The 26,226-nt window shown below is 37.4% G+C and carries 29 protein-coding genes; 4 read left to right on the plus strand and 25 right to left on the minus strand.

The features are described from left to right. From E4T88_RS00475 to E4T88_RS00545, 17 genes are all read right to left on the minus strand, one after another. Entirely contained in the window at positions 1-621 is a 621-nt protein-coding gene (locus E4T88_RS00475; protein ID WP_135103524.1) for an ASCH domain-containing protein, read from the minus strand. Then, a complete protein-coding gene (locus E4T88_RS00480) occupies positions 599-883 on the minus strand; it encodes a hypothetical protein (RefSeq protein WP_135103526.1) in 285 nt (94 codons plus the stop codon). Before E4T88_RS00480 ends, E4T88_RS00475 begins: the two co-directional genes overlap by 23 nt. Before the next feature lies 1 nt (position 884). Continuing rightward, positions 885-1,046 (minus strand): hypothetical protein, encoded by a 162-nt coding sequence (locus E4T88_RS17925; protein WP_167755414.1) that lies wholly within the window; start codon positions 1,044-1,046, stop codon positions 885-887. Between the two features lie 190 nt (positions 1,047-1,236). After that, complete coding sequence (locus E4T88_RS00485) at positions 1,237-2,208, minus strand: hypothetical protein (RefSeq protein WP_135103527.1); 972 nt, start codon at positions 2,206-2,208, stop codon at positions 1,237-1,239. Then, positions 2,209-2,487 carry a helix-turn-helix domain-containing protein gene (locus E4T88_RS00490; RefSeq protein ID WP_135103529.1) on the minus strand — a complete coding sequence of 93 codons (279 nt, stop codon included), beginning with the start codon at positions 2,485-2,487 and terminating at the stop codon, positions 2,209-2,211. 15 nt (positions 2,488-2,502) lie between these two features. Then, positions 2,503-5,022: a DNA methyltransferase gene (locus E4T88_RS00495; RefSeq protein ID WP_228093641.1), complete on the minus strand. Its 2,520-nt coding sequence runs from the start codon at positions 5,020-5,022 to the stop codon at positions 2,503-2,505. Between the two features lie 4 nt (positions 5,023-5,026). Continuing rightward, a complete protein-coding gene (locus tag E4T88_RS00500; protein ID WP_135103531.1) occupies positions 5,027-6,175 on the minus strand; it encodes a DNA polymerase III subunit beta in 1,149 nt (382 codons plus the stop codon). 19 nt (positions 6,176-6,194) lie between these two features. Beyond that, positions 6,195-6,572 carry a hypothetical protein gene (locus E4T88_RS00505; RefSeq protein ID WP_135103532.1) on the minus strand — a complete coding sequence of 126 codons (378 nt, stop codon included), beginning with the start codon at positions 6,570-6,572 and terminating at the stop codon, positions 6,195-6,197. 42 nt (positions 6,573-6,614) lie between these two features. Further along, complete coding sequence (locus E4T88_RS00510) at positions 6,615-7,067, minus strand: DUF4494 domain-containing protein (RefSeq protein ID WP_135103534.1); 453 nt, start codon at positions 7,065-7,067, stop codon at positions 6,615-6,617. 11 nt (positions 7,068-7,078) lie between these two features. Continuing rightward, positions 7,079-7,417, minus strand: a complete 339-nt coding sequence (locus E4T88_RS18100; protein WP_185146717.1) for a phiTE_072 family protein — start codon at positions 7,415-7,417, stop codon at positions 7,079-7,081. Between the two features lie 3 nt (positions 7,418-7,420). Next, positions 7,421-7,675, minus strand: coding sequence for a hypothetical protein (locus E4T88_RS00520; RefSeq protein ID WP_135103536.1), 255 nt, complete (start codon positions 7,673-7,675; stop codon positions 7,421-7,423). Positions 7,676-7,678: 3 nt separating this feature from the next. Beyond that, positions 7,679-8,134: a VRR-NUC domain-containing protein gene (locus E4T88_RS00525; RefSeq protein WP_228093643.1), complete on the minus strand. Its 456-nt coding sequence runs from the start codon at positions 8,132-8,134 to the stop codon at positions 7,679-7,681. A gap of 4 nt (positions 8,135-8,138) precedes the next feature. Continuing rightward, on the minus strand, positions 8,139-8,297 hold the full coding sequence (locus tag E4T88_RS17930; RefSeq protein ID WP_167755415.1) for a hypothetical protein: 159 nt from the start codon (positions 8,295-8,297) through the stop codon (positions 8,139-8,141). A 1-nt stretch (position 8,298) separates the two neighbouring features. After that, the gene (locus tag E4T88_RS00530) at positions 8,299-8,568 is read right to left on the minus strand and encodes a ribosomal large subunit pseudouridine synthase B (protein WP_135103538.1); all 270 of its coding nucleotides are present in this window, start codon (positions 8,566-8,568) and stop codon (positions 8,299-8,301) included. Positions 8,569-8,597: 29 nt separating this feature from the next. Beyond that, positions 8,598-8,891, minus strand: a complete 294-nt coding sequence (locus E4T88_RS00535) for a helix-turn-helix domain-containing protein (RefSeq protein WP_135103540.1) — start codon at positions 8,889-8,891, stop codon at positions 8,598-8,600. Continuing rightward, a complete protein-coding gene (locus E4T88_RS00540; protein ID WP_135103541.1) occupies positions 8,884-9,111 on the minus strand; it encodes a hypothetical protein in 228 nt (75 codons plus the stop codon). The genes E4T88_RS00535 and E4T88_RS00540 overlap by 8 nt, the downstream gene beginning before the upstream one ends. Positions 9,112-9,125: 14 nt before the next feature. Next, positions 9,126-9,461, minus strand: coding sequence for a hypothetical protein (locus tag E4T88_RS00545; RefSeq protein WP_135103543.1), 336 nt, complete (start codon positions 9,459-9,461; stop codon positions 9,126-9,128). Between the two features lie 125 nt (positions 9,462-9,586). On the opposite strand from E4T88_RS00545, the gene E4T88_RS00550 reads away from it, so the two are divergent. From E4T88_RS00550 to E4T88_RS00560, 3 genes are all read left to right on the plus strand, one after another. Then, entirely contained in the window at positions 9,587-10,036 is a 450-nt protein-coding gene (locus E4T88_RS00550; protein ID WP_135103545.1) for a hypothetical protein, read from the plus strand. A 132-nt stretch (positions 10,037-10,168) separates the two neighbouring features. Further along, positions 10,169-10,522: a lipocalin-like domain-containing protein gene (locus E4T88_RS00555; RefSeq protein WP_135103546.1), complete on the plus strand. Its 354-nt coding sequence runs from the start codon at positions 10,169-10,171 to the stop codon at positions 10,520-10,522. An 11-nt stretch (positions 10,523-10,533) separates the two neighbouring features. Then, complete coding sequence (locus E4T88_RS00560) at positions 10,534-11,142, plus strand: BRCT domain-containing protein (RefSeq protein ID WP_135103548.1); 609 nt, start codon at positions 10,534-10,536, stop codon at positions 11,140-11,142. Between the two features lie 422 nt (positions 11,143-11,564). On the opposite strand, the gene E4T88_RS00565 is transcribed toward E4T88_RS00560, so the two are convergent. The 5 genes from E4T88_RS00565 to E4T88_RS00585 all read right to left on the minus strand — a co-directional run bounded on the left by E4T88_RS00565 (position 11,565) and on the right by E4T88_RS00585 (position 14,649). Further along, positions 11,565-12,395, minus strand: coding sequence for a KilA-N domain-containing protein (locus tag E4T88_RS00565; RefSeq protein WP_135103550.1), 831 nt, complete (start codon positions 12,393-12,395; stop codon positions 11,565-11,567). Positions 12,396-12,522: 127 nt separating this feature from the next. Further along, positions 12,523-13,104, minus strand: a complete 582-nt coding sequence (locus tag E4T88_RS00570) for a hypothetical protein (RefSeq protein WP_135103552.1) — start codon at positions 13,102-13,104, stop codon at positions 12,523-12,525. A gap of 310 nt (positions 13,105-13,414) precedes the next feature. Further along, entirely contained in the window at positions 13,415-13,942 is a 528-nt protein-coding gene (locus tag E4T88_RS00575; RefSeq protein WP_135103554.1) for a glycoside hydrolase family 108 protein, read from the minus strand. Beyond that, positions 13,935-14,360: a phage holin family protein gene (locus E4T88_RS00580; protein ID WP_135103556.1), complete on the minus strand. Its 426-nt coding sequence runs from the start codon at positions 14,358-14,360 to the stop codon at positions 13,935-13,937. Before E4T88_RS00580 ends, E4T88_RS00575 begins: the two co-directional genes overlap by 8 nt. A gap of 4 nt (positions 14,361-14,364) precedes the next feature. Then, positions 14,365-14,649 carry a hypothetical protein gene (locus tag E4T88_RS00585; protein WP_135103558.1) on the minus strand — a complete coding sequence of 95 codons (285 nt, stop codon included), beginning with the start codon at positions 14,647-14,649 and terminating at the stop codon, positions 14,365-14,367. A gap of 213 nt (positions 14,650-14,862) precedes the next feature. Here E4T88_RS00585 and E4T88_RS00590 point away from each other — a divergent pair, with 213 nt between their 5' ends. Then, on the plus strand, positions 14,863-15,819 hold the full coding sequence (locus E4T88_RS00590; protein WP_135103560.1) for a hypothetical protein: 957 nt from the start codon (positions 14,863-14,865) through the stop codon (positions 15,817-15,819). A gap of 36 nt (positions 15,820-15,855) precedes the next feature. Here E4T88_RS00590 and E4T88_RS00595 read toward each other — a convergent pair whose 3' ends face one another. Genes E4T88_RS00595 through E4T88_RS00605 form a run of 3 tightly spaced genes read right to left on the minus strand, consistent with a single transcriptional unit; the run spans position 15,856 to position 26,224 of the window. Then, on the minus strand, positions 15,856-21,642 hold the full coding sequence (locus tag E4T88_RS00595) for a phage head spike fiber domain-containing protein (protein ID WP_135103562.1): 5,787 nt from the start codon (positions 21,640-21,642) through the stop codon (positions 15,856-15,858). Further along, complete coding sequence (locus tag E4T88_RS00600; RefSeq protein ID WP_135103563.1) at positions 21,639-22,058, minus strand: hypothetical protein; 420 nt, start codon at positions 22,056-22,058, stop codon at positions 21,639-21,641. The genes E4T88_RS00595 and E4T88_RS00600 overlap by 4 nt, the downstream gene beginning before the upstream one ends. Before the next feature lie 11 nt (positions 22,059-22,069). After that, positions 22,070-26,224, minus strand: coding sequence for a tape measure protein (locus tag E4T88_RS00605; RefSeq protein WP_135103565.1), 4,155 nt, complete (start codon positions 26,222-26,224; stop codon positions 22,070-22,072). Positions 26,225-26,226 lie beyond the last annotated feature (2 nt).

The raw sequence follows: 26,226 nt of genomic DNA on the forward strand, positions 1-26,226 counted from the left end.
TTATTTTGTTAATGGGTGTATACTTTTACCTTTCAGGTGCTCGTTACAGTTCCAGAGATTCAAATTCCCTTTAACGTTTACAATCGGAGTCTCAAACATTACAGGATTTGCAAGTATCCAGTGATAATGTCCGGGTATCGCCCAAATAGAAGAGCTATTTTCAGTTATGGCGACAAGATCGACGTGTCCGATTATGGCCGAATACATCATCTGAGTATCTTTCAGTAGTGTGCCAATTAGAGGAATATCCGAAACTATCTCTTGTTGACTCTCCGTCAAACTATATATTGACTTTTTCTTCGTTCCACAAGCATGAATATATATCCTACCTCTATAACTAGTTTCCCATGATCTATTTTCAACGTCTTTTATCCCCAATACTTCCAGTAGGGCGAATGGCTGTTGTACCGACAGAGCCTTTGGTTTTCGCTCATGCGCCTCTCTAAGTATATTGTCAGTTGAGTATACATCGCCTATCTTTGTATTGTTAGCCTCAGCTTCAGTGTTGAATAGTAGGATATGAGTTCTTATCACGCCGTATTGTTTCGATTCAACACGTAAAATCCATTTGTCTTTATATTGCTGCGGGGTTTTTGACCTATCTGTTATCGTTCTTTCCATTATTGTCTCTTTTAAATTGTTCTTTTACTTCTCCTGTAGATTGCCATTCTATACTTGCTACAGCTTGTATCAATCCTGTACCCTTGCACATAACACAAGCTTCAAAACCCTCTTCTTTTGGCGGGCCATCACGATACATCCCTCCTGTACCTTTGCATGATGTACATTCATACACCTTTGTTTTAACAACCTCTTTTCTTGATGCTGGCCAGTACAGAGATATAGGAGGATTTATTTCTATTATTTCTCTTATCTTACTCATTTTATTTATCGTTTTTAGTTTCTTCTTTATCTATGTCTATTTCTGCAATCTCGATCATGTGTACACCTGTAATCTTACACAGCAATCTTATAATATCTCTTATATGAATTTTCGATGTGTCTGATATTTCGTTACAATAAATCGAGAGTACAATCTTTTTCATTATTCGGTCTTTTTGATTTCCCTCTTGGAAGCCTTACGGCTTTCCCTTTCGGGAAATATACGACAAGCTACCAACCTGTTATGGATGTTATAATAGTTGCCATGAAAAACATTTTGTTTATCCATTTATAGCCATCTGTATTCACTGATTTTTGTATCTGTTTCATATATAATTATTTACGATTTTAATGTCAATTGCGTATTTCCTCATTTCTTAGGATAGTATGATACACTCCTAACAAGTGCCTGTATTCCTTTTCCTCATCGCTCTGAATGAACCGGATTTCTTTCTTGATTATATCCCATTCATTGCAGATAAATTCTCTTATATTTCTATACTCCCAGTCTTTCAGAGATCCGTTTTTATGCCTCTCTTTTGCCTGTGCCAGTACTGCATCTTTACCGAGCTCTATAATCTGCATACATAGATGCTGCCTGGCTCTCCCTGTACCTTTCGGCGTGATAATATCTTGTTCAAATTGGATTGTCCTCCAATCACGGAAAAATGACTCAACTAACTTTTTAAGATTATCCGGCTTAAAGAAATTATTTACCATACAATTCTCCTGCCTTCTGTATACAGTTTCTATCCTCAATATATTTGCATCAGGAATGATCTTTCGTTTCCGATCCATAGACTCAAAAACCTTATCGTATACTTTGAAGTATTTTCGGGCGTCCTTGTGGAATAGTGTTGTCTTCATGCGCTCATCTTTGTATCTGGCATTCACATACAGCTGCTTTTCATCTCCCGACGGGCCTATACTTTTCATCTTACTTAAAAAATAGTTACAATCCCTAGATACGTCGATATTCAAACCTATTTCGTAACCATATATCCTCAGATTGTCTATACTTACATCTTTTTCGAGTAATAGATGATTGATAGATTGTTTAGCCTCAGCCATCGAGAACATGTTATAATTGTTTCTTTCCCGGCCTGATATCTCATTGAAAAACTTATGCAGACTACACTCCATCTTTAGCTTTTTATTTGTCTCTATCCGTATGAATACTCCTTTATCTTGAGAGAAATTTTTAGTTGCCAGGTTGTCGTAAAAGACTACTCCATCTTTAGAGTTTGTTTGGAGATGGTTTTTTGCGACGATTGAGCTAATTTCATTATCTGATAATGGTTTTACCAGTGTGATTAAATCAATCATCTACAACCTCCCCTCTTCGATAAGCTTATTGAGACTAGACCTCAATACAAATACTTTTCCCTGTTTCTGTTCATTAAATGGATGTTGTTCAATTATACCATTCTGTACATACCTCTGATATGTACTTCTGCTTATCCTTAGAATTTTACACGCCTCGCTAGGCGTTAATATTTCGTTTTCTTTCTCCTCTAGTAGCTTAGAGAGCTTTTCTTCTATCCTCATCCAGATAGATTGAGCCTCCCGCCACTCTTTTGCTGAAACGGTTATATTGTTTTCCATAATTTATAATTATTCTCATATCGTCTCTATTTCCATTAAGTCAAACAATGTCGGTGCGGATGCTTTCATTTCCGCTTCACGCATATAGCCTAACCCATCTATCCAATAGTCATAATTAAGTTCAGTCACGAAGGCTTTTCTCTTCTTTTTCAGAGCGCAATAACCAACTGTACCGATACCTCCAAATGGCTCGTATATCTCATCTCCTTCGTTACTATATCTATCTATCAGCCTATCGACTATATCTATCTGCAAGGGACATATATGATTTTGCTTGTTATGCTGTGTCTGACGAGTATTAAGTGTCTTCATTCTCGCTACATCATCCCACACCATCGGATGATCTGTTGTCGGGTCTATAGCCATAAATGTACGTGGTAGAATATTTATTCTATCCATCATTTCGGCAATCTCTACATGTCGCTCATAATTGTATACATTGTTTCTATCAAAATCCTTGAATAGTAACCTAACCTGATCTATTTTCATATTGGAAATATGCTCGGCTGTCAACAATGTATTTCCAGATGATTTCCAGAACGCATGCGCATCTACTTGCCATCTTGCCAAAGAATATGATTCCGGGTCTTTAACTACCGGTATATCTGCGTATGCCTTGCTTTTATTGGTTTGCGGTTTGCGGAACAATAATACATATTCAGGACAACCGACGCCCATTTTCGAGCCATCTTTACACATCTCTGTATATCCAAGTCTGTAAGTTTGGTTATTTTCCCTTACTACATCGGTAACTACTGTTATCATTCCCATAAATTCAAATCCGTGCTTTATATAATGAAAAATACACATGGCATGAAAAGGATCTATTGTTGGCATCCCTGTACCTGTAGCGTTTCCGAATAGCACACGATCTTTAACGTGGATACAGGCTAGTCGTCCCGGTTGCAAGATCCTATACATCTCCGGTGTTAAGAAATCCATCTGCTGAAAAAATTTATCATTATTGATATTATGCCCGAAATCGTTATAAGTTGGTGTGTATTCGTAATGATTAGAGAATGGGATAGATGTAATTACTAACCCTGAAGAATTATCCTTCTTTTTAAAAGCCTCTAATACACAATCATTGTTAACAGATATAAATTCCGTGCCCTTATATTCTTCACGACTGGCAAACATCCATCGCATCATTTTTTCTTGTGCATCCAGTCCGTAAAGTCCGTATTTGCGTACTATTTCGGCCATATTATCCACGAGTTTATTGTGTTGTTCCCATTTCAGGATGAAATCCTGATAAATCTTGCTTTCAGATTCAGCATATACCAGATATAGATGTACATTGTATTTCTGCATGAAACGCCAAATACGATGTATAGCTTGGAATTTATCGTGGAATTTATCGTCAATTATCATTATTGCTTTATGACAATAATATTGGAAGTTTAAACCCTCTCCCAGCATCGAGGGTTTTGCAGCTAGATATTTCAAACGACCATTCTTAAAGTCGTCAATAATGATGTCGGCCTCCTCATCCTTTTGTGTGCCATATACGGCTTTACATTCAGGGATGGCTTTACAGATGGCGTGTCGTTCAGCTTCCAAGTCGTGCCATATCAAGAAATGATCATCTTTGTTTTCAGGCCGGGCCAGTATCTCTACTATACGATCTACTTTAGCATCTAGGTTATCTCTTCTTTCCTTTGCTTTTCCCCGGAAATCCTTTGTTGAGGCTTCACGTAACATTTTAACCTGTCCGTCCTTATTTACACCTGCTGTAGAGTTATCTACATTAACAACTTCTTCATAGGCTATCAAATCCGGCAATTCGTAACCCTCGTCAGAATATCCGAGATCAGAAGGTTTTGTCAAAAACAACGCCCATGTTGACATCCATAACCAGAACTCCTCTTCTTTGTGATCGTATAGTGTCAGATTGTTCGCTTTTGTGCTGTCACGTTTAAAGAATCTAGTTAAAGCTTGCCCCGTATCCATAATTCCTAGATACCCTGCATAATGTATTAGCTCTTTATACCTATTCGGAGATGGTGTTGCAGTAGCTACAAATCTATAAGGTACTGTCGAAAATTTAGGTAGAAACTCTTGATATGTTTTTGTACCGTAATCTCGTAATACCGAAGCCTCATCAAGTGATGTCATTATGAAATAATCCGGCATTATATCTCCATCCCGGACACGTTCATAATTAGCTATCATTATGTCCGTTTTGCAGTCTATTACATCAGTCATGTATCTCACATAGGTTACATCCATATTAAGATGTTCTTTAGCCTGAGCTTTAAACTCTATAACGACACGTTTAGGACATACAATAAGAGCCTTACCCCCCTTGTGTGCTATTATAAGCCTTGCTATTTCCAATTGGGTTACTGTTTTCTGTAACCCGAATGATGAAAATATAGCCCGGCATCCTCCCTTTATGGCCCATTGTACAGTATCTTTCACATGTGGATATAATGTAGGTGTTAATTCGCTTTTTTCTACATCAAATCCTGTTTGGCTACTGACTGCCATTTTTAAGGAAAGAAAATTTATATATTCCTCTTCTCTTGTCATATCCTTATCTTAGTATTAAGGGCATTGATAATAAAGTTAAATCGCAATCCTCATCATTTATTTCCGGCTTTACAAGAATAGGCCTTTCAGGTGCTGAAAATGCCAGTATTGCATTTCCATATATAACAGACAATATATCTATCATTTGAGAGCCGCTAAACCCTATTGTTATTTCCATATTGCTGCTAACCTCTACAATCTCTTTTGCAGATTTATTACTAAACTCATCCGATGTAGACAATGAGCAGTCTATCATTCCTGTTTCTAATTTTATAAGAGCAACGAGGGGGTTTGCAACTATCAACAACCTATTTATGATAGAAGCAAGAGCTTTGCTATCTATCATTATTTCAATATTATTATCAGATGGAAATATACTGTTGTAGTTAGGGTAACGACCTTCAGCCAGCCTTGACGTTATTTTTAGGCTACCTGCCGACATATTCACGTTTGTTTTATTCGACGTTACTTTCACATCAATATCTGACAGTCCTTCCAGTGTAGAGGAGCTTATGTTTACTGCATCCAACTTGAATATAAATCCCTCGCATCCCGGACACTTAACAGATTCGTCCTTGAATCGAGACATATAGGCTCCATTAGTAGCCACAAAAGTTATACAATCTTCTTTTAGATCAAAGAATACAGCTGACTGTGTCGGTTTCATCGCATCTGTCCCCGCAAATTTTCGTGTCATATTTAAGCCTCTTCTTAATTTTTCTACAGGTATTATGAAAGATTGCCCGGACGTTTCTTTCATTTTTTCGAAAAACGTTGCATCCATTCCCGGTATAATTGCACTTCCTGACGAGTGGCTAAAAACAATAGTTACACTAGCTGTTCCCTCGTTATGATTTGGAGTTTTTGTCACTTCAATCGTAACAGGTTGCTCCGGTAGAGTTTTCAGTATGTTTATTATCGATTTATCCACGCAGAATGTAAGCACATTATTAGATTCTATTACCTCCATACTTGTCTCTATCTGTATTTCCGTTGTAGATCCTGTCAGGTTTAATTTTTTGTTTTCCAGTAGCTCAAAAAGTATATATGTGTAGATTGGAAGTGTAGATTTATCCAATACCGATTTACTAACTTTTTGCAATTGGTGTTGAAGCTCATTTTTTGAGACTTTGAATATTGCTTTTTCCTCCATAGTTATTTTATTGAAATATTTATATTTTAGCTGCAATGAGTTTCATTAACTCGTCTTTCGGCGTGGGATGATTTACGCCTACCATATCACAAAACAGGTCTTTTAGTTTATAGGGGGGGAGTTCGGATAGATGGTCGGGTAATTTACCTGATTCTATCACCTCGTATCCAAGCCCAGATAAATGTTCAACTATATCAGATGTTTCAACTTCGTCTAAATCCACATCGTCATCATTATCATCGTTTGGAAGTAATCCACGAGAATCCATTTCTTTCATTAATTCGCTATCTGATATTTCACCGAATATTTCATCTAATTCTATATTCAATTCGGATAGCTCTTCAAGATCTGATATATTATCTATATCTATAATTTTATCTAATCCTATATATCCCATAGTTATTTTATTTGTGCCCTACCCGAAAGTAGGGCGATGTTATTATATGATTATCTTTTTCTTTTCTTCCTCAGAGTGAGGAAATACGTCCATGATCCTGGTTTCTTTTACCTCAGCTATCTCGTAGTCCGCCAATGTTCCTGCCATACCTGTCTTTATTACGGCTTGCGCCTCATCAATATCTGAAGCTTGAGCTAGCATATAAACAGGGGTTTTCTTTTCAGTTCCTGATTTTTCATCGAGATGAACAAACAATACTTTCGCTTTGAAAAATTTATCTCCATTATCATTGAAAAATAATTCTGAAAGTTTAGCCCTCTTTATTGTCTGTATCGTGAACTCTCCAGATATATATGGCTTTATTTCTTCTGTAATACGGGCCTCAGCCTCAGTAAAAGAAAGAGCATCTACCAAATACGGCTCTGTTACTTTCTTTTGTAATCCATTCTCCATCATTTTTTCATGGGAGACTTTACATTCAAACCAATTGTGCATAATGATTAATTTTAGGGGTTATTTTTTTCTAATTCTATCTCTTTATTGAGTATATCCTGTAATGGAGGGAGTATTTTTTCAGCGAATACTTCGGCTGCCTTATCTATCTTTTTTCCATAAGCTACATATCCCATTCCGTTAGCCATCTTTCCGGCAAAATAGTCTGTATTAAGCCTACATATAAATTCTCTGAAATCTCCGCTACCATATGATCTCCAGGCAAAAGAAAAGTTTCCATAATCTGTTATTGCCATAAAAGCACCATCAGATGTAAGGACTATTTGCCCTAACCAGCACCCATTTTTAGTATATAATGTATAGCTTTTAGCTTTTACTTGATTTGGTTCCATAGTTTATTTTTTGTTTTTTGCTAGCTCTTCAGCTTTGCGTATTTTGTCTTCAATTTCTTTTTTCGATAGTGTGGGAAACTTTTCCTCAAAGAATGCTTTTTGTGCTTCATATATTTTTTCGCGTGGGATGTAGTTTCCGATATCGTATCTCATTTGATGGCGTTCCGATCCTGTATCTTTATCCATCTGTACATTTCCGTAGCTTCCTAAGTAGAAGTATATGGCGTTATTTGTTCGGCGGGACATCCTGTAGTCCATAGGTTATTTATATTTAGTAGTTGATAAATACTCTTTTAGTAGTTCTATCCCAGAGGCGGCTGATCTGTATATCAGGTATAATCCGCCGGAGGCCTCAACTTGTTTCTGAAATTCTATTTGATCGGCTGATTGTGTGCCTGTATCCGTCTTTGTTTCCAGGCATAGAAAACTGTATCTATCGTTTGGAACTAAGCAAAGTATATCAGCCGGCCCCCGTTTTACTCCCTGCCTTTTCAGTCTTACAGCTTCAGGGTAGTTTCTTTTCCCGCCATTCGGCACGGCAAAAAGAAGTTTATCCAGTTTAGGAAATATCACCCTGGCACTCTTGAAAAAGCACTCTTGTATATCATCCTCCTCGTGCGATATTGATTTTGTTTGCTTTTCCGCATCCTCCTTAAGGAAGCATGACAAACAAATATCTTTGCCCCGCAATGGTATATTTCCGCATTTACAATTCATGTTGTTATTTACGTATGGTTGGGATATCGTATTCTTTACTTTGACTTAGGGCCTTTGTTCTGTTGTTACACTCGATACAACTATGTATTGCAAGACCTATCGATATCAGAAGGAGTATAAGCAGTAGCACGTCCCAGATGTGTTTTTCAAATATCTTTTTCATATTAGTTTGCGTAAAATGTTATCTTTAAACCTCTCCTCAACCTACATACAACTACATCCTTACCTTTCTTGAATGCCATATCCAGAAGATTATTAGCCACATCGGTATTGCCTACTATATCGAGATATCCACCGACGCCCACGAGCGTATGAAGTTTTGCGCCGTTATTTTGGCCGCTAACTTTTATCTTGAAATTCATGTTTATTTCACGAGTCGAATATTTCAATCCGTCGTAGTAAATCCCCTTATATTCCTGAGTAGTTGAGTCCATAGCTATTTTTTTTGTTGATCGATTTTTATTTAAAGATTCCTTATCTTAACTTCATTTTTCATTACATAAGCCTCTAACTCTGATAGCCTGAACCTTACATTACTATCTATCTTCGAGTATTTTATTTTCCCGTTCTTTGTCAGGTCTTCTAATTTGCGAAGACTTATATTCAGGTAGGCGGCCGCTTCTTTTTTATCCAAAAGTGGAGATGCAGGTGTAGAAGCTTTCTTCACAATGCCCTCGATACGTGACATTATTTTACTTGTTACCTCATCTATAAGGGCATCCTTGCTAATTCCCTGGAGTATTATATCGTTATTCATCGTTGCAGTTCTTTTTGCAGGTTATAGCGTATTTGTCCGGCTCTATCTCCCTCCAATCGCTAAACTCTACCTCCGGGTGACGTTTCTTATAGTCGCTCAATCTTGAGGCTACCGATAGTCGCTCTTTTAGCGTACAATAGAGTGTTTGTCCCGCCTTCATTCCTCGGATGGTGTCCGTCCATGATATCTTTTGAACCTTTTTTGCTAGTATCTGTGCCATAGTTCTTTTGTTTATTATTTGATTGGAGATAAATAGACATTTAGTTGAGCGCATTGCTCTTTCGGGTAAACTACAGCGGATAGTTCCTGACCTCTTGTTTCTACGTAATTAGATGTTCCCACATCGGATATCTGAGCGGACAAAAGTTCCGGCAATCCTAGCTCACGTTGGTGTACCGTGTTTACGAAATCTATTGCTGATGTTGGGTTGTTGAACGATATTACACTTACCCACAAAAAGCCGAATACCTGCTTTTGAACTACATAACAGTTTTTCAAGTCATAGACTAACGGGCGTACGAGCTCATTGTATTCTGTTACTTCTTTAATCCTGAATGTTGATGTTTTCATTACTCTATTTTATTATATTTGTTATCCGTACCGTATTACGTATGCAAATATAGAACATAATGTTCTGTAATGAAATAATTCAGAACATTTATTTCTGTTATTAACTTTATTTAATAATTATCAAAATGGAAGTAAATGATATAAAAGGCAGATTAAAACAGGCTTACCATCACTTAAAAGGGGCCGGGCTAATTAACGATCAGAAAGATTTGGCGGATAAGATGGGATATTCAAGAACATCTATTTCAAAGGCTCTTAATGGATATGAGGATTATCTTACAGAAAGTTTTGTGATAAAATTGCAGCAAACTTTTTATAATGTGTTTAGTAAGGAGTGGCTTCTTACAGGTGATGGAAATATGTTAAAAAACATATCCGATACACCCCATAACGCCAATTCGCACGAATCGTTAGGGAATAATGAGTTTATATCATTTCTACGAGATCAAATATCTGAGTTGAAGGATGTAATAGAGGGCAAGGATAGGGAAATAAACAACCTCAACCAAGAAATAGGACGACTAAAGGGAATACTCGATGAGAACAAAATACAGTACCGTCAAACGGGTACTTAAAAATCAAAAAATATCCCTCCTAACCCTATATGCAGTATAGAGTAAGGTTAACGTGTCTTATGTTAAATATTATCGTGTTAATTGTGAACACAAAATGTTAAATTAAAGTTTAAATCAAAATATATATAGACTATGAAAAATTTAATATCGTTTTTTATTTTATCTCTTTTATTTTTCAGTTGTAGTAGCGATGATGATAACCAACAATCCGACATTTCTCTTGATTATATCATAGGCGAATGGCAAATAGTTAATTCAGATGGCACGTCTGGCCGTTTCCTTGAATTTAATTCGGATATGACAGGTTCGTATTTGATATATGAGAATAAAGATTTTTCTTTTTCTGATTTATTTACTTATGAATTATCTGCAAATAAGATTATACTCAAATACAATAAGAATGGAACCAAAGAATATAATATACTTAAAATCGGATCAGATAAATTAAAATTCGATCAATGGATATTTGAAAGGAGTAAAGAATAATAACCCTGCTTATGTACTGGATAATGCTTATTATTGCAATCATATTTATTGTATTAGCAATTTATCATACAAGATCAGAGAGTCTATGTATCTCAGTGTCGAATGTTCATAACAAAAATTACATAGTTCCTAAATTGTTAGAACAGGTTGAAAAACGGGGAAGTATCCTTGTAGATAAATATATAGACTGCCAATATTCTAAAAATGGTATAGGATGGTATCTAAATTCATACGATTTCATTGAAGATTATAACCAATTAGATAAATATATTGCATATGTAGAATTTTATGATAATCAAAGGAGATGCGGAGATGTCAAACAAATAATATTAAGAATAAACCCGAATCCTGATTTGAACGTAGGTAATCCGTTTTATCGACAATCATTAGTAATTGTAGGAAAATTCAATATCTCTCAAAAAAAACTGGCTAATAAGCTTAGATGTATGGGTGCTACTGTCGGAAGCTCTGTTCATGAACATACTGATATTATATTGATTGGCGATAAAATCAAGGGTACTCAAATTCTCGATAAACTCAAATCCTTAAAAAATATAGGATACAAAATTAGAGAGATGCATAAAGACGAACTTTATGAAATATTAAGAGAATATGAATAGCCGCCCTACTTTCACAAGCAAGGCGGCTCTATCGAGGAAATAAAATAAACATAAATATTTTGTTTATCTTATCTAATTAACAAAGAATCTAAATAAGGAGCAATAATTCTAGTTGCAACAATAGTTGTATTTCCAACTTCCTTCTCCATTTCTTTAAAAGAAATATTATAATCATCTCTTTACTAGATTTAATCCGCCCAAAATAAGTCTGACTAAATCTAGATGGGTATCTTTTATATTTGGTTATGATTTTTTGCCACTTTAAATATTATTTAAGGTTACAAAAATAGAAAATATTGACAATTATATGTATTTTTTTAATCTAAAAATAAATTTGGCTATCATATATTTAGCAAACTCATTCTAAAGATAAATATTAAAAAAACCGCCTATCTCAACAGATAAGCGGTTTGAACATTGCATTATTTTAATAATTTTCTATCAACTTTATTATAGCTATCAATAGCCTCTTGTTTTTTACCTTCGGGCAATGAATCTATCATTTTCCTTAGATATGGGAGCGCGTTAGTATCCCTTTGAGCAAAATATATTGGGGCATTTTTCACTAACCATACATTATGAAAATGCTCCCTAAATTCTGCTAATAATTCATTCGGGTATAGGCGTGCAGGAAAACTACGACCATCAGGGTATGTATGATTATATCTTGGAAAGTTATCAGGATTTAGCTTTTTCGCTCGTCTTACCCAATCGGCGAACATCCTCCCCTCTGATATATCTGGAACCATTGAATCAGGAAGCTCATACCCATAATCCTCTAAAGGTGCTATCAGATTATATACAAGTTCATTAAATACGGAGAAATGGGTAGGGGGAATTTGGGTCCTATTAATCATATATCGTTGAAGATGATAAGGCAATTTCCCTGCGCTTGGGATATTACCACTCATCCATTCGAATACCCATTTTGATACTAATACTGCAAATTTAGGCGATGCCCATTGCGCAAGATTAATTGCGACTTGTGGATGTACCCATGTCCCCTGAAATCTAACATCACCGCCTCTAACAGATTGTATTAGAGTCGAAACGGGAATTCCCGTTTCGGAAGAAAGCACATCTATAAATTCATTGGTTGATTTAAGTCTAGAGTAATCATTGAAATTTTTTCCACTTGCTTGACATAATTCTGTTGCATTTATATACCCATCCATTAATCTTTGCTGTATGGGCATATCATTTTCTGAATTCCTCTCTATTAAGGCTAATTTAAGTTGAGCATCTTCATTCATATTTCTGTATTAGATTTAGTTAAAATTTAAAGCGAATATAGTTGTTTATATTCAATATTTTAAAATAAACATTAAAAAACATTCAATCTCACGACTAAACGACTCCATAAGTTTAACCTTTAATAAATTAAAACTTATACTTCACCCCAAACAAATGTCCGTTGCTCTGACTACCTAAACTCTTTTGATATTGATATTCAATACCAATATCGTGATAGAATATTCCTCCTCCAATCCCTATATAATTAAGAGTAGAGTAAGACGCAGAGATAAACGGCTGCCATATTTTAGTCTTATAAATTGTCTGACGCTCTATTACCGGAGTGAAATTATAATCTAGTGCCGATAGCCTGTTATATTGTATAACCGGGAATAAATCAAGCTTACCCTGTGTCTTATTATCGAAGGCCGTAAGCTTATATGTTCGCTTTAGTTCATAATCAGCAATAACAAGTTTTGCATAAGCTGCTGAATCAATAGGCATATATCTCACACTACCTGTATCCCGGTACTGAATAAATGGTAATAGAGATTTATCCGGCTTTTCTTCTTTTATTGGTTCAAATTGAGTTGGACTTACTGATCCTGTAAGCGTTTCACCCTTTATATATTCTTTCTTCGGTTCGGAATCAATAGATGATCTTCCACTGAAGAAACCAATTGCTAAACTAACTATCATGGCTAAAACTATGGCTGATGCTTTTTTCATAATATATTGATATTAAACTAATTTATATCACTACATTTACTTGATTTATTAATCTTTAAAATTGTATGAATATGAAATTAAATATGGAACAAAAACAAAAGTTTTATAAACTTATTAGAGATGCTGTATGCCCTTTCTGTAAAAGAAGTAGCTTTTCTTTTGTTGAAAAGAGAGAAATCTTCGGTTCTGCAACTGCTCTGGATATTGAAGTTCAGAAATTTGTTCCAAAGTCCGTGTATACCCTTATATGCACAAAATGCGGATATTATTCCTTCTTTAATTCAACCATCATTGAGTCTCTATAATATATTTAAATATAAAATTTAAAATCATTCAACCGGTTTAACCATCCCTTAATCCATCCTTTTTGTGTAGGATCAGCTTTTACGATGTCTTCAAAATGCTGCTTTCTTCGTAGCCAAAGTTTTTTGAATAATTCCGATTGATCAGGATAGCTATTAATAGCAGCTAGGGTTTTAGGCCCTACGACTCCATCATCCGCAACTCCCAGTATTCTTTGAGGATATTTTATCCCCCATGATCCAGAAGCCCACACCCAATCGACAAGGATATTTGCTATCGATTGGTTTTTTATCTGATCGGCTTTCCACCTATTCCAATAATGAGGTTTTAATACACGGTTCACAACATCCTCTTTTGTCAATAGCTTCAGATCATCCACATCGATATCTCCGTCTCCGTCCTTGTCATAACCCACTTTGCGCCAAGTCTCTACTGTGACGCCCATATTTGTGGGGCCTCCTTTGTCAAGCGGATGATTATTGTATCCTCCTTCCCATTTCAGGATGATAGGAGCTAATTTGTTAACCTCAGCCATTATTGTCCTCCTTTTCTTCTACTTCTATAATATCGTTTTTCTTCGAGAAGAATTTAAATACATTTACTTTTACCTTTTTACCTTTAGCAGCAAAGTAGTTCACATAGATACTTTCAAGCTCAACTCCGTAAATTACAAGGAGGATAATAAGAGGTAATAGATCAATGCCGAACGGTTGCCCGAATGCCTGACCGAAAGTATATGCGAGTATAATCCAAAGACAATAGTTTGTTATCTTATCGAGTGTCCGCCTTACGGCTCTCGATCGCTTAACTATTTCGTTGCGATATTTAGCGGCCGATATGCCAAATTTCAAATCTGCCATTGTCAAAAGAAAAGCTAATGCCAGAAGCCATTTAGCCCAAATAAAAAACTCAAGCAATCCAATAAGGAACCCATCTGTATAGTTGTTATCCATAGCATTATCCCTCTATTGGTTGTAGTTCTTTTTCTATCTCGCTGACAATTGCTTTGAACTGTTCGGCATGGGCGATATAGTCCTCAGTATCCCGAAGGAATAAGTTTACTTGTCCGTTTTCCTTACTGATTTTACCAACCTCATTTAGTACAGAGCTCACTTCTTGTCGAATCGAGCATGAAATCGAGGTTATCACTCCGTTAACAATCGTATAGATCACACGATATTCATAACCTCCTACGGTCAAAGTTGACTCTTTTGTTACTGATGCACTTACTAGCTTTAGCATAATGATATAATTTAATTGTTTTATATTAAACCTTTATTTTGTCTGACAAATCGTATTTTTTCATAAATCTGATATTACACACTCTTACTATACCTTTATCTCTCTATTGTTTGGAGGTAAAAAAAATAAACACACATTTCTTTTTTATTTAGTTTTTCATGCAACTAAATAGAATAATTTATATATTTGTTAAAACTTAAACTGTATCTGATTATGAAGAAGTTATTATTTATTTTGCTGTGTTTGCCGCTCATTTTTGCGTGCAACGATGGCAATGATCCCGTACCGGTGTCGAAAGAAAGAACGATTACGTACAAGTTCAATACCAATAGTGCACCTACAGGCACAAGCAACCTGATAGGTGTTCAGATTTATAAAGGAATCAAAGCAGGTAGCTTGGTACAATATAGCCCTTACGCTTATGGCCTTTTCGATGATTTCAGTAAAATCAAACTTGAACTTCCCAAAGATGCCGAATATAAGATCGTCTCATCTGTAGTAGTTGATGGTAAAACAAAGGTAGGCAAGGACGGAAACGGATATCTCAAGCCTTTCTCACTTGGCGGTACAGCTGGCGTTCAGTTGACAAATACATTCACGCTTGACGATACAAGGGCTATGACGCTGCTAAATCAAAGTACAACTACCATCGCAGGATCTAATAAGAAGTCAACAAAAGAAAGTGACTCTTCTCAGTTAGAGCCTTTAGACTATAAGATACCTAATCTCGATAGATATTATGGAGAGGTTGTAGAGTATAACGGAAACAATGCCGATGATCCCGCAATAAACATGCAACGTTCTGTTTTCGGTATAAAATTAAGCCTTGACGATGTGTCTAATATCGAGGAAGGTATGAATGTTACATTTTGTATATATGTTGTTGGTGCGCCTGATACGCTTAAAGTGTCGAATACCGATGCAATAAAAGAGGTTGAAAGGGTTTATACGTTATTAGACGAAACAGATCAGATGTCTTTCCGTGTTAAATTCTTCTGGATTGTCAATAATGAAGATCTTTTCATGGCATCTGACGGAGGTGTTTTCGATGCCTATAAATCAGCTCTTATGGAAATAAAAAGCTATCCATATTTTAAAGATGGTAGCAAGCGATGGGGCGAGAATATAGGTTGGCGTTATTGGTACTATGCACCTGCTCCGACAGATTAAAATAAAAAAAAGCTCCTTAAAAATGGAGCTTTTTTTTTATATGCTTATCCAAGAAGCTCCACCATTATTTGATTTCTGTATTCCGCTTCCTTCCGTTATACGAAGTATATTCGATCCCATCCTTAAAAACACACCATCGGTTGTGATATGAAGGTACTTATTACTGCTTATTGCCGTCATAAATCCATTTAATCCCATCTCAGTAAATTGACTTAGCGGTATTACCTGTATTACAACATTTGAATTCATTGTAAAAGATGCAGTACCCGTAAAGTAGGCATCCGTTATAGCCATCATCTCAATCTCGATACGCCAATTACCCGCAACTACACCATTCAGTCTAACTGATTGAAATACAGTTCCCCCAAAATCTCTAGGCGAAGCTTCTATTGATGCTATCTCGTATGAGGCATACGTTGTTGTATTTCGCAGCCTTATTACTGTTCTGGCATATACTGTTGTAGGACTTCCGATTGTATTTATAGTTGCCGATATGCTTATTGCAGGAATAACCAGATCATATACTTTTCCGGCTGCAAGAGTAAATGTACGCCCATACCATACATTTGTCTCATTTTGTATTGATCTACTAGCGGCCGCACCGCCTGTATTTACAAGCTCTGAAGTTTCAATCCCCCCTATATTTGCAATAGAGGTTATGTCTGTCGGTTTGATGGTAACACGTGTATTACCGTTTGCATCCGCAACGGTAATCTGATTATTTCCCGATACCCTCAACGCACCCTCAATATTAGCATTCTTTGATGTAAAATCGCCGTTAGGATCTACCTTAAACTTTCCATTACCCACATTTAGTTGCCCGGCTTTAATAGCACTTGCAATTGTTTCTCCTTTCAGTTCTATGGTTTTAGAAGATAACGTTATTTTATTGGCTGCAATACTCAAAGAACTTGCAACCTCAGCCAATGTAGTCTTACCATCTATTTGTGATTGGGTGTCTTCTGGTGCCTCCGTCCAATCTGTGGGTTTGTTGCCCAACTCAAACTTATGATATGCAAATTCAATATATGTACCTCCTGATTTAGATATTGGATAAATGTCTAAACAACGAATAGTTGTATCATTTGTAACCGTCTTGAATGTCGAATAGGCGCGATATAAATTCGTCCCTATCTTTTCTATGATTGCCTGTCGAAGCCTGTGACCATTGGTTGCATTCCACCATGAGAAATTTAGATCCACACTGGTAGCATCTGTACGGAATAATACGGATTGAGTATATTCTACTCCTGGTTGTACAGAAACACTTCCACTTTGCAATATCTCACCTGTAAAATCTACTATAGAAAATCGCATCCATTCCGCATTAGGTGTAGCATTAACCACCTGTCCTATTGTCCTAAATAAACCCGTCAATGTTTTTGAGTTTCGCTTTAAATTTCTTCCTCCTATCTGTATGGCTGATACGGCAAGAGTTATTTTATCCGGCGTCTGATCTATCAATGACTTTAATGTTTCTCCTGTTCCTAAACTGTTGATTCCCGTCTTAGTCACAAGTGACGATATAGAATCGTTTGTCTGAGTTACATATGAGGCTGATATATTAGAATTGATCTGTACCCACGTTGTGCCATTCCAGCGATATTCAAATCGACATACATTTTTCGATGAATCCATGTTCACAACGCCTGATGTATCTGTATAAGTCACCTTCTGCCAGATGTCACCGACCGAGAAGCCGCCACTCGGAGTTGTAGGTTGGGCATCTTGATAGTATGTACGATTTTTGCTTTCTATTTGCGATTGGGTGTCTTCGGGAGCTTCTGTCCAGGAAGTAGCTTTATTTCCTTCCTCTAATTTTATATTAGCGAAAGAGACTGAGGCATTTTGATTGAACCCTGTTATATACAATGACTGATCTGTAGCTGTATTAGTAGTAGATGTAGCTGTCAGTTCAATATGTATCCATGTGTTAGCTGTTATTGCCTTGCTTCCGAAGTTTATAAGTTGGTTAGTTCCATTTGGAGCGAGTATTAAGAATGAAGCTGTAGCAGAAAACTCACAGAACACATCAAGAGATAGAGTGTATTGCTTTTGGTTTTGCAATAAAGATCTATTTATGCTGCGATTAAGAACATGATATCCTGATGTAAACCCTGATGTAGTTGCTTTTACAGCTCTTACTCCTAGTTGTTGAACCTCTGTATAGGTAACAGTTCCCGTCTGCACAGTACGTCCCCATCCTGTAATACCTTGATTGGTATTTGGAATTAAATTTCGACCCCCTATCTGAATATTATCCACTTTTTCAACAACACTTGATATTTGCCCCGCCTGTTGTGTGATGCTGCTTTCGGTAGAAGCCACACGACCATCCAAGCTATTAAAATCAGTCTGGCTTACCTTAGATGATATCCGGGTATCCAGGATCTGCATTTGCGCATTATACTCTGAGTAGGCAACCTTTGACAATAACCCTGCATTTGCAGTATTCGCACTTGTTTGTGCATTCCCCGCTTTTGTGTCAACTTCTGATATGGCGGTAGCTGCTGATTTACCCGATGAAGAAAATACGATAGAGTCGCCCTCTATTCTGGCTCCGGATTTCGAAAAGTATGTTTTTGCCTTCCCTGTCAAATCATAAGAGTTTACTCCGTAATAGTAGAAAGTACCTGCATCTCCATAAGCAACTGAATAAACTGCAAACTGACGCTGTGTGTCTGTTCTGTTACCGAACTGAACTATATTATCTTTAGCTTCAGGTATCCCGCTGCCGTCTTTATCTGTCTTTGACAACAGGATGTAGTCCGTACCTACCTCAGTAACCAGACGCCAGTAGTATTTTACGTTTGCGCCGTTAAATCGGCGACACATCGCTTGATCGCCTACAATAAACTTATTGGGTATATTTCCTTCGTCGTTATCGAAGTAGCATTTATAACCTGTTGTTATATCTTCAACGCTACTAGTTACCATATTAGCAGAAGAAATAAGTATACCTCCATCGACGCTCTTAACCTCAGCTACAGTGAGGATGCTTATAAGCATCTCCCTTGTTACTGTCAGGTAATCTATTTGCCCAAATGATAAACCGTTCTCGATCCAGAAACGAAAACCGTTACCCAACATGCCAGGCATAAATGTCTCATTGCCGAACTGATCGGAGATAGCTTCTTTCGCTTTTATTTTCTTCTGAAAAAGGACGTCACCCTGTACGGTCCCGCCTGTCTGTTTATTCAGGTAGCGGGCATCAGATGCCTTTGCAGAATAAGCATTAAAGTCACTCGCCGGCGTATTATCGAATTGAGTGATAAGATAAACTCCGTTCTTACCTGTTTCCTGATAGGTAATACCTGCAATTTGTAGCTCTTTTATCGAGTTATCGACACTTTTAGCCCATGAAGCGGTAGCATTATCACCTACGGTATAAGTAGCCTGATATTTGTTTAAAAGATGTTTTTCGTATCCCTGTATGCGTGATGATCGAAAACCATCTTCAAATTGATCGTGTATGAGTTTCACTTTTTGCCCAATCTCCAGATCCATCTCATTATCGGCAAAATGCTGTATCATAGTCGGACACTCGAAGACTGATTTATCCTTCAACATATCTTGCTGCCATTCTACAGCAGTGTCGTATAACTCCTGTTCTCCTTCCGGTATATATTGATCGGAAACGAGCTGTATATTGAAGCCGTAAAGGATATATGTATCTCCGTTTTGAGGCTTGAGTATATCATTGGGTAAGGCTTTACCGTAATCCTCATTGCGGACAATTTCGAAATATTGAGAATTATCACTTTCTGAAAAACCATTCTTGTGAAATTTGACAGCGAAATCCATTCCGTTAAGATTCCCGGATTGGAATACTAACATCAGCTCTACACCCGGTAACAAATAATCTTCACTAAAAACAATACCGGTGTCTTTAAACTTATAAGCATTCCAGTTGGTAACTACTCCAGTATCCGTATCAGTATCTTGATATGGAATAGTGCCTACAGTTCCGATAGTACCTATCCTTTTCGGATAAACTTCATCAAAAATAACAACAGCCGATTTTATCTCTTCAGCTGACATGTTTGGCTTTGCATCAATAAACTTGCCCTTTGATGCGGGAATACGCAAACGCTTTTGATAGATGGCATCTACAGCCTCTCCCGGTATTGTCTCTCTATAATTAGCCGGAATATTACGTGTAGAACCAAAAGCAAGAATGCGTGTATATTTCTCGGAGTTTTCACCTTCCGAACGATCCATCTTTTCAACAGATACTTCGCTCTCAAAATCGATCTCCGAGCCGTATGAGAATTTCTTTACCAAATGTAATGTGGTTCCTGTCAGATACCATTCTCCCCCGTATTCCTCTGCTATCTGTGTCGCTGCATCCCAGATCGATACCTTATCGAATCGAAGGTATTTCAATTCCGTAAATTCGATAGTACCGACGTTAAATGAGTTAATGCCGAAATAACGATTTGCATTATCGGCTATCAGCTGAAAATGAGTAGCCGCATTACTCATCAAAGACCACTCCGCCTCTTCAAGGCCTTGATTCATGTAATAGAACGTATCGTCCTGTAACAAAGTCGTCCAGTGGTCGAAACGAAGGGTGTATTTATAATTACATTTATTTACCTCATCGGGTGTATAATCCTCCTTGATAATATACTTTTCACCCTCCCAGATAATATAATCCGAACGCACGAACTTAAAGAAAATATCTAACGCAAAAGATATCTCGATATAATGCTCGCCCATTAAGGTGTTTTTCTCTATGTCTGTATCTTTTAGGGCATATCGTGCTTTCACAACCTGGTTCTTATCCCTAATCGGAATAATGAATTCCTCTACAGCTGTTTCTTCGTCAAATCCGATAATGATATCTTCATAGAAAATAGCTAAGGCCTCTATTCCTTCATTGTTCAAATCGTCGTGAATATTCCATACGCCTTTGGGCTTATTCAACAACGTATTTTGCTTATTGGTCTTTAGATATATCCCAGATGATGCAGGTAAGGTGTATGTCAGCTTATCGGCGGCACGTGTGGCAGTCGTTGTAGTTGTAGGAATATAAGAGGTGGCGGTATCACTTTGTTCTAATTGATAGCCTGATGTGATTATGTCAGCTCCGTAATTTCCACGATACTTCACAATACCATTATTTCCTGTTATTGTCCGGGTTGCAGCTTTGGAACCATAAACTCTATATATATTATCCTTAATAAGCAGATTGGCAGCTGTAGGGTACATCGGTAATGCATCAATTAACAATGCCCCATTTCTTGTGCTCTCAGAACTATTAAAGTTGGGAATTGTGCCGTCAGACATTTTCACGAATGCAGATATAGCATAAGAAAGTCCGGATGTAACAGGGCCTCGTTTGTAAATATAAGCATCCGTACCATCTAAGTGGGGTACTGTCCTTCCAGTAACAATATAATTGAACCAATTCAACGTTGCTACACCTAGTCCAGTATTGTATACACCATTCAGTGATGTTGCCAAAGCACTATCTACTAATAGATTTGTACTTTCCTTTTCCACAAGAAGCTTAACACCCTCCGTATAGTTTCCATAGTCTATACGTGGGATGTTGTTACCTACAAGCTCCATATTCTTATCCTTGTCAAATAGTGTAGCGGATGATGAGCGGGAGAAGTTGAAGGGAACCAGATCGCCTGTTATATTATCCATACCATATACAACGCCCTCCTTTGCTGCGATAGGCAATAATATGACCTTTGCCCTTGTCTGAACATCAATAGGTAGATTTTGATACAGGTTCAACAACAAAACTTCATCTATCGTAATACCGATTAACGAAAGGTTATATCTGTAGTTCTCTAATTTACTTATCATAGCTTTATACGATTTGCGGGGTTTGGTTCATTGAATTTAATTACCAATTTAGCTGCTGATCCTGCATTATACGGATCGAGAGATAGATAACTAACACGCTTCAATACGTATACTTTTTTCAGAGGGACTATTTTAAGTCTTATCTCATTTTTTAGTACTAGTAGTAGATTTTCATATTTTGTTAAGTATTCATCTCTTGAGGCGCATTTAAACAGCAATGTCACTTCAACATCTCTATCTTTAGGTTGTGGATTTGAACTGAACACTTGCTTCCCCGGTTGGCTCCTGGCATCATTAGAAGCGTCCTCTTTCATATCCCCATCTTTAAGCAGATTACTATACGAATTTTCTATAAAATACGCACTGTAGGTAGTCCACACGTCCGCATCGTTAATATAAGCTTCTCCTGTATACATAATTTATCTCTTTAATTCCTTTTCAACTCCTTTGTATTTTTTTCTATTGATGATAATTTGTCGGCGGTAACACCATTTAATTTTGAAATACCATCCTTTAGCTCTTCCAGAAAGAAATAGCTACCTCTTTGAGTCTGGTTTATTTCATTTAGTAGTTCCGTTTGTTTCACAAGCTCTGCATTTATTGAAGCATTCTGAACAAACGTATTACTTGTTTTTAGGGATATCCCCGATAAAAGAGACTCCATTCTTTCCCCTAGCCCCTTCAGGTCTAATCCCACCTCCAGTAGTCCTGTCAACCTACCATCAATAGCTCCCGCCTGATCCTGTGTTATTGACTCATAACTACCACGAGATGAGTCTTGCGAAAAACTACCGGATTGCCATCCGAATAAATCTTTTAATTTGTCCCTTTCCGATAGGGCATTATTTACTATTTGATCCCATTCTTTCTTTAATATATCATATTCTTTAGTGTCTATTCCATCACTCTTACTGTATTTCGCAAAAGAAGAATACCAATCCTTTAAATCATTATTAATAATATCATCCAATTGAGCTTTTAATATTGCCTTTTGTAGATATCCCGCAAAATCGTCTGCAAAATCCTTTGCGTTACTATCCATATCGGATAATGTGTTTAAGAAGGAATCTTTTAGACTGTCAAACGATACTCCCGTAGCCACCTCGTTAGCTTGTGCTATAACTTCTTTCGCCTGATCTCCGTATGTGATTAGCTGTTCAAGATAACCTCTGAAATCGCCATCCATGACAGCCCAAAGCCCGGAGTAATTTCCTTTAATCCATTGCAGTTGGTCAGCTGACATGTTCAACATATCACCCATACCTTTGAATGATACGCCTAGCTCTTTGGATATACTCCCGGCTACATCCTGCCAGTTTTTTCCATCAAACTTATACGAACCCTTCCACATCCGATACCAGAGGGAGTGACTTCCCGCACTTTTACCCGCATCAAGTCTGGCTTGAGCTAGTTTTTTGATGGCATCGGCCTGTTTATTTATCAAGCTTAACGTCTCTTTCTCTACCCTGTTAACCTCATTCGCTGTAGATTGTGTAAGGTATTGTCTTTTTTTATCTATGAGCTCGTTCCATATCTCCAACAGGTTCTCATATTTGGCTTTCAACTTGTCATACCCTGAATAGTCCGCCGATCCCATTATTCCGGATATGGCATTAAAATACCCTTTTGTCTGCTCTATGGCTCCTGATATTATCTTAGCAGGGTTTTTTGTGGCTATCCCTTCAGCTAAATCTCCCGCACCTTTTAATATCGATTCAAACCCATCGAGAGCTTTATTTGTATCATCTGATAGTTTTACACCAAAGTCACCTAATGCGCCCCTCAATTCTGATGCAATCTCAGCAGCCGTATTTGCGAGCTCTGCAAACTTTTGCGTTTTTGTACGATCGAGTTCTTTATTAAATAAAGCAAGTTGTAACTTAGATTCTTTCAGATTATTAGCTAGTTCCTCATTACCAGGAAGTAGATTTGCAAGTTTTTGGTCTTTATCTACTATTTTTTGTTGATCGGCTATCTGCTGTTTAATGGAGGCTATTCTTTTATCAGACTCAAAAGCGTACCGATCATTAACCAGATCCATCGCTTTCTGGTTATATTGCATCTCAAATTCAAGCTGTTTTCCTAACGATTGCAATACTACTGCTCTTGTCTCTTTCTCCTCATTTTCATTAATCAGGGTTATATCCTTCTTATTCTCTAAGGCAATACGGCGACGCTCCGCATAATATTTACTAACTTCATAGAGTTGCTTATCCAAATCAGAAGCAAAACGTAACCTTTCCTCATCCCTGAATGTCACTAAATCTCTGTTTAATTTTCTTTCTCCGGCTGTATATGCGGCGTCGGCTGCATCTGTCAGTTGTTTTACCTGATTGGCGATATCTTCAGGGCGTAACCCTTCCGGCAAAACAGATACACCGTTTTTATCCTTAAACCCATTTTTTTGTAGAGTAGAGAAGTATGGATCGAACTCGCTTGGTTTGGCATTTCCATTCTTAACTATATATTTATTTTTAATCTCTTCTCGCTGGGCCTTCTCCTTATTCTTCTCAAAATCCTTTATCTCTTGAATTTCTTTTTCATGGTTTTGCGCCAGCTGAGCAAACTCTTTTATAAACCCATCCTCTTTATTATCGATAGATCTTTGAGCCATCTCGTTATCGAATGCTATTTTATCTATCTGGCGTTGTCGATCAGCCTCATCGAGTTTACGCTTGGCTTCTGCTATCTTATCGGCAGTTTTGCTGTCAGGATTACCTGTGGGGGTAGTAGTGGTTAGTTCATTACCTCTGGTTGCAGCGTTTTCGAGTCTTTTATTTGCATCATCAAGAACTTTTAAATCTTCTACGGTTTCATTCACCGCTTCCATTATTTTTTTTCGTCTGCCTACTTGGTCAAACGTTACATTTTTACTAGTAATTCCAGCTGCTTTGTTTAAACGTTCCCAATAATTTTCTTGACCGTTTTTAGTAGAAGAACCTTTGTATCTAGCAAGAATGGTTAATTCTTCATCAGATATTCCCACATCACTAGCTTTACCTTGTATCTTATTTTCTACCTCAACCGCCTTATTTGCAAAATAGTCTGCACGTGCAGCTTCTTTGAGTAATTCTATCCGTTTGGCAACCTCTTTGTTTATATCTTCTTGGGAAAGTTTTTCTTTTCCCAGCATTTTTTGTAATGTCGCTTGAGCTGCATTTATTTCTTTTTGGCTTCTTGTTTTGTCATTCATTATAGCCAACTGCGCTTGAAGCATTTTCACTTCCTGCGTATTCCCGACACTTTCAGCTTCTTTTTTGTACTCATGGAATATATTTTTTATTCGATTAGCCTCGTCATACATGTTTTTAAAATACCCAATAATCGCAACAATTGCAGATATTACAATTGCCGGAGCATAAGCATTCCACATTGATTTTAGGGCAGCACCTACCTTTTGGAAAGTACCTTTAATCATCGCTCCGGTAGTTGCCCAAAAACCACTTGTCTTGATTGCAGATGCTTTTGCATCCGCAAGTTTAGCTGCCTCTATTGCCTTTGCCTCAGCTGCTACTCTCGATCTTAGTGTAGTTTCCGCTTTTGCGACGTCCTTCGATGCCTGTAACCTCTGTTTGTCGGTTGCAAAGAATGCGGCCGACTTTGCTTTTTCAAGTGCTATCTCAGCCTCTACTCTGGCTGCCGTTGCGGCTGCCATTTTCGCATTTGCCGCCTGTGAGCTTGCTATTATCTGATCGCCCGTTAGCTGATATCCCTGCCATATTTTGGTTAACCCCGCCATGACAACAAATACAATTGCTGCAACTATCCCTACAATTATATTTCTTATATTATTAGTCGCTTTCTCTACAAGGCCCGAAAGACCATCGATTGCTACTTTGTATTTTTCCCCGAAACCTGTAGCCGCTGTGAATTTATTGAAGACATTACTTAATCTATTCAATGATGTCTCGATGTTATCTGTATTTACATTCGGGATCATTTCATTAAGGGCATCGGCAAACTTAGGCAGCACATCGGCACTTAACAACTTCCCTTTTTTCAATAGGTCGTCAAGCTTGTTGATAGGAACGCCCGCCGCCTTTGCCATTGCTGCCATTGCTATAGGTAGTCGTTCACCTAGCTGTCGTCTTAACTCCTCAGATGATATCTTGCCCTTACTCATCATCTGGGTAATGGCTAAGAATGTTAGATTTGTATCCTCTGCACTCATCCCGTATGCTACAGAGGCCCTAGATACCGATTCAAATATTTTTCTTTGATTTAAAAGAGACATCCCAACTGAGTCTCCGGCGGCCTTAAATTTTGCATAGTTCGATACGAGTGTATTTATCTCGATACCGTATTGCTTAGCAAGGTTATTTAAGAATCTTAGATTGTCAGCATATTGGCTTGTGCTAGCAGATACGTTTCGCAATGATGTTAACGCCCGGCTTGTCTCCCTGGCTACATCTTTCAGGCGGGATATCAAACCCATCAACCCCGCACCTCCAAGACCTAAAGCAGCTGCAAACGTTATTATCTGCATCTGTATAGATCGGAGATAGCCTTTTACCGAGTCTGTACCTTTTTTAAATTGCTCGGTTAGTAAATTTATCGCTATGCTAAATGACAACTTTTTCATGC

It is taken from the genome of Dysgonomonas mossii, from assembly GCF_004569505.1.
In the GTDB taxonomy this organism is placed as follows: domain Bacteria; phylum Bacteroidota; class Bacteroidia; order Bacteroidales; family Dysgonomonadaceae; genus Dysgonomonas.

What these genes read in the sequence shown, in the direction of transcription:
- E4T88_RS00575 (WP_135103554.1), bottom strand. Translation starts at nt 13,942, where the DNA reads ATGGCTGAGGTTAACAAATTAGCTCCTATCATCCTGAAATGGGAAGGA.
- E4T88_RS00565 (WP_135103550.1), bottom strand. Translation starts at nt 12,395, where the DNA reads ATGAATGAAGATGCTCAACTTAAATTAGCCTTAATAGAGAGGAATTCA.
- E4T88_RS17925 (WP_167755414.1), bottom strand. Translation starts at nt 1,046, where the DNA reads ATGAAAAAGATTGTACTCTCGATTTATTGTAACGAAATATCAGACACA.
- E4T88_RS00480 (WP_135103526.1), bottom strand. Translation starts at nt 883, where the DNA reads ATGAGTAAGATAAGAGAAATAATAGAAATAAATCCTCCTATATCTCTG.
- E4T88_RS00495 (WP_228093641.1), bottom strand. Translation starts at nt 5,022, where the DNA reads ATGACAAGAGAAGAGGAATATATAAATTTTCTTTCCTTAAAAATGGCA.
- E4T88_RS00535 (WP_135103540.1), bottom strand. Translation starts at nt 8,891, where the DNA reads ATGAATAACGATATAATACTCCAGGGAATTAGCAAGGATGCCCTTATA.
- E4T88_RS00595 (WP_135103562.1), bottom strand. Translation starts at nt 21,642, where the DNA reads ATGATAAGTAAATTAGAGAACTACAGATATAACCTTTCGTTAATCGGT.
- E4T88_RS00570 (WP_135103552.1), bottom strand. Translation starts at nt 13,104, where the DNA reads ATGAAAAAAGCATCAGCCATAGTTTTAGCCATGATAGTTAGTTTAGCA.
- E4T88_RS00490 (WP_135103529.1), bottom strand. Translation starts at nt 2,487, where the DNA reads ATGGAAAACAATATAACCGTTTCAGCAAAAGAGTGGCGGGAGGCTCAA.
- E4T88_RS00530 (WP_135103538.1), bottom strand. Translation starts at nt 8,568, where the DNA reads ATGGACTCAACTACTCAGGAATATAAGGGGATTTACTACGACGGATTG.
- E4T88_RS00510 (WP_135103534.1), bottom strand. Translation starts at nt 7,067, where the DNA reads ATGCACAATTGGTTTGAATGTAAAGTCTCCCATGAAAAAATGATGGAG.
- E4T88_RS00555 (WP_135103546.1), top strand. Translation starts at nt 10,169, where the DNA reads ATGAAAAATTTAATATCGTTTTTTATTTTATCTCTTTTATTTTTCAGT.
- E4T88_RS00585 (WP_135103558.1), bottom strand. Translation starts at nt 14,649, where the DNA reads ATGCTAAAGCTAGTAAGTGCATCAGTAACAAAAGAGTCAACTTTGACC.
- E4T88_RS00545 (WP_135103543.1), bottom strand. Translation starts at nt 9,461, where the DNA reads ATGAAAACATCAACATTCAGGATTAAAGAAGTAACAGAATACAATGAG.
- E4T88_RS00590 (WP_135103560.1), top strand. Translation starts at nt 14,863, where the DNA reads ATGAAGAAGTTATTATTTATTTTGCTGTGTTTGCCGCTCATTTTTGCG.
- E4T88_RS00525 (WP_228093643.1), bottom strand. Translation starts at nt 8,134, where the DNA reads ATGAATTGTAAATGCGGAAATATACCATTGCGGGGCAAAGATATTTGT.
- E4T88_RS00500 (WP_135103531.1), bottom strand. Translation starts at nt 6,175, where the DNA reads ATGGAGGAAAAAGCAATATTCAAAGTCTCAAAAAATGAGCTTCAACAC.
- E4T88_RS00605 (WP_135103565.1), bottom strand. Translation starts at nt 26,224, where the DNA reads ATGAAAAAGTTGTCATTTAGCATAGCGATAAATTTACTAACCGAGCAA.
- E4T88_RS00600 (WP_135103563.1), bottom strand. Translation starts at nt 22,058, where the DNA reads ATGTATACAGGAGAAGCTTATATTAACGATGCGGACGTGTGGACTACC.
- E4T88_RS00505 (WP_135103532.1), bottom strand. Translation starts at nt 6,572, where the DNA reads ATGGGATATATAGGATTAGATAAAATTATAGATATAGATAATATATCA.
- E4T88_RS00580 (WP_135103556.1), bottom strand. Translation starts at nt 14,360, where the DNA reads ATGGATAACAACTATACAGATGGGTTCCTTATTGGATTGCTTGAGTTT.
- E4T88_RS00540 (WP_135103541.1), bottom strand. Translation starts at nt 9,111, where the DNA reads ATGGCACAGATACTAGCAAAAAAGGTTCAAAAGATATCATGGACGGAC.
- E4T88_RS00560 (WP_135103548.1), top strand. Translation starts at nt 10,534, where the DNA reads ATGTACTGGATAATGCTTATTATTGCAATCATATTTATTGTATTAGCA.
- E4T88_RS00520 (WP_135103536.1), bottom strand. Translation starts at nt 7,675, where the DNA reads ATGGACTACAGGATGTCCCGCCGAACAAATAACGCCATATACTTCTAC.
- E4T88_RS00550 (WP_135103545.1), top strand. Translation starts at nt 9,587, where the DNA reads ATGGAAGTAAATGATATAAAAGGCAGATTAAAACAGGCTTACCATCAC.
- E4T88_RS00475 (WP_135103524.1), bottom strand. Translation starts at nt 621, where the DNA reads ATGGAAAGAACGATAACAGATAGGTCAAAAACCCCGCAGCAATATAAA.
- E4T88_RS18100 (WP_185146717.1), bottom strand. Translation starts at nt 7,417, where the DNA reads ATGGAACCAAATCAAGTAAAAGCTAAAAGCTATACATTATATACTAAA.
- E4T88_RS17930 (WP_167755415.1), bottom strand. Translation starts at nt 8,297, where the DNA reads ATGAAAAAGATATTTGAAAAACACATCTGGGACGTGCTACTGCTTATA.
- E4T88_RS00485 (WP_135103527.1), bottom strand. Translation starts at nt 2,208, where the DNA reads ATGATTGATTTAATCACACTGGTAAAACCATTATCAGATAATGAAATT.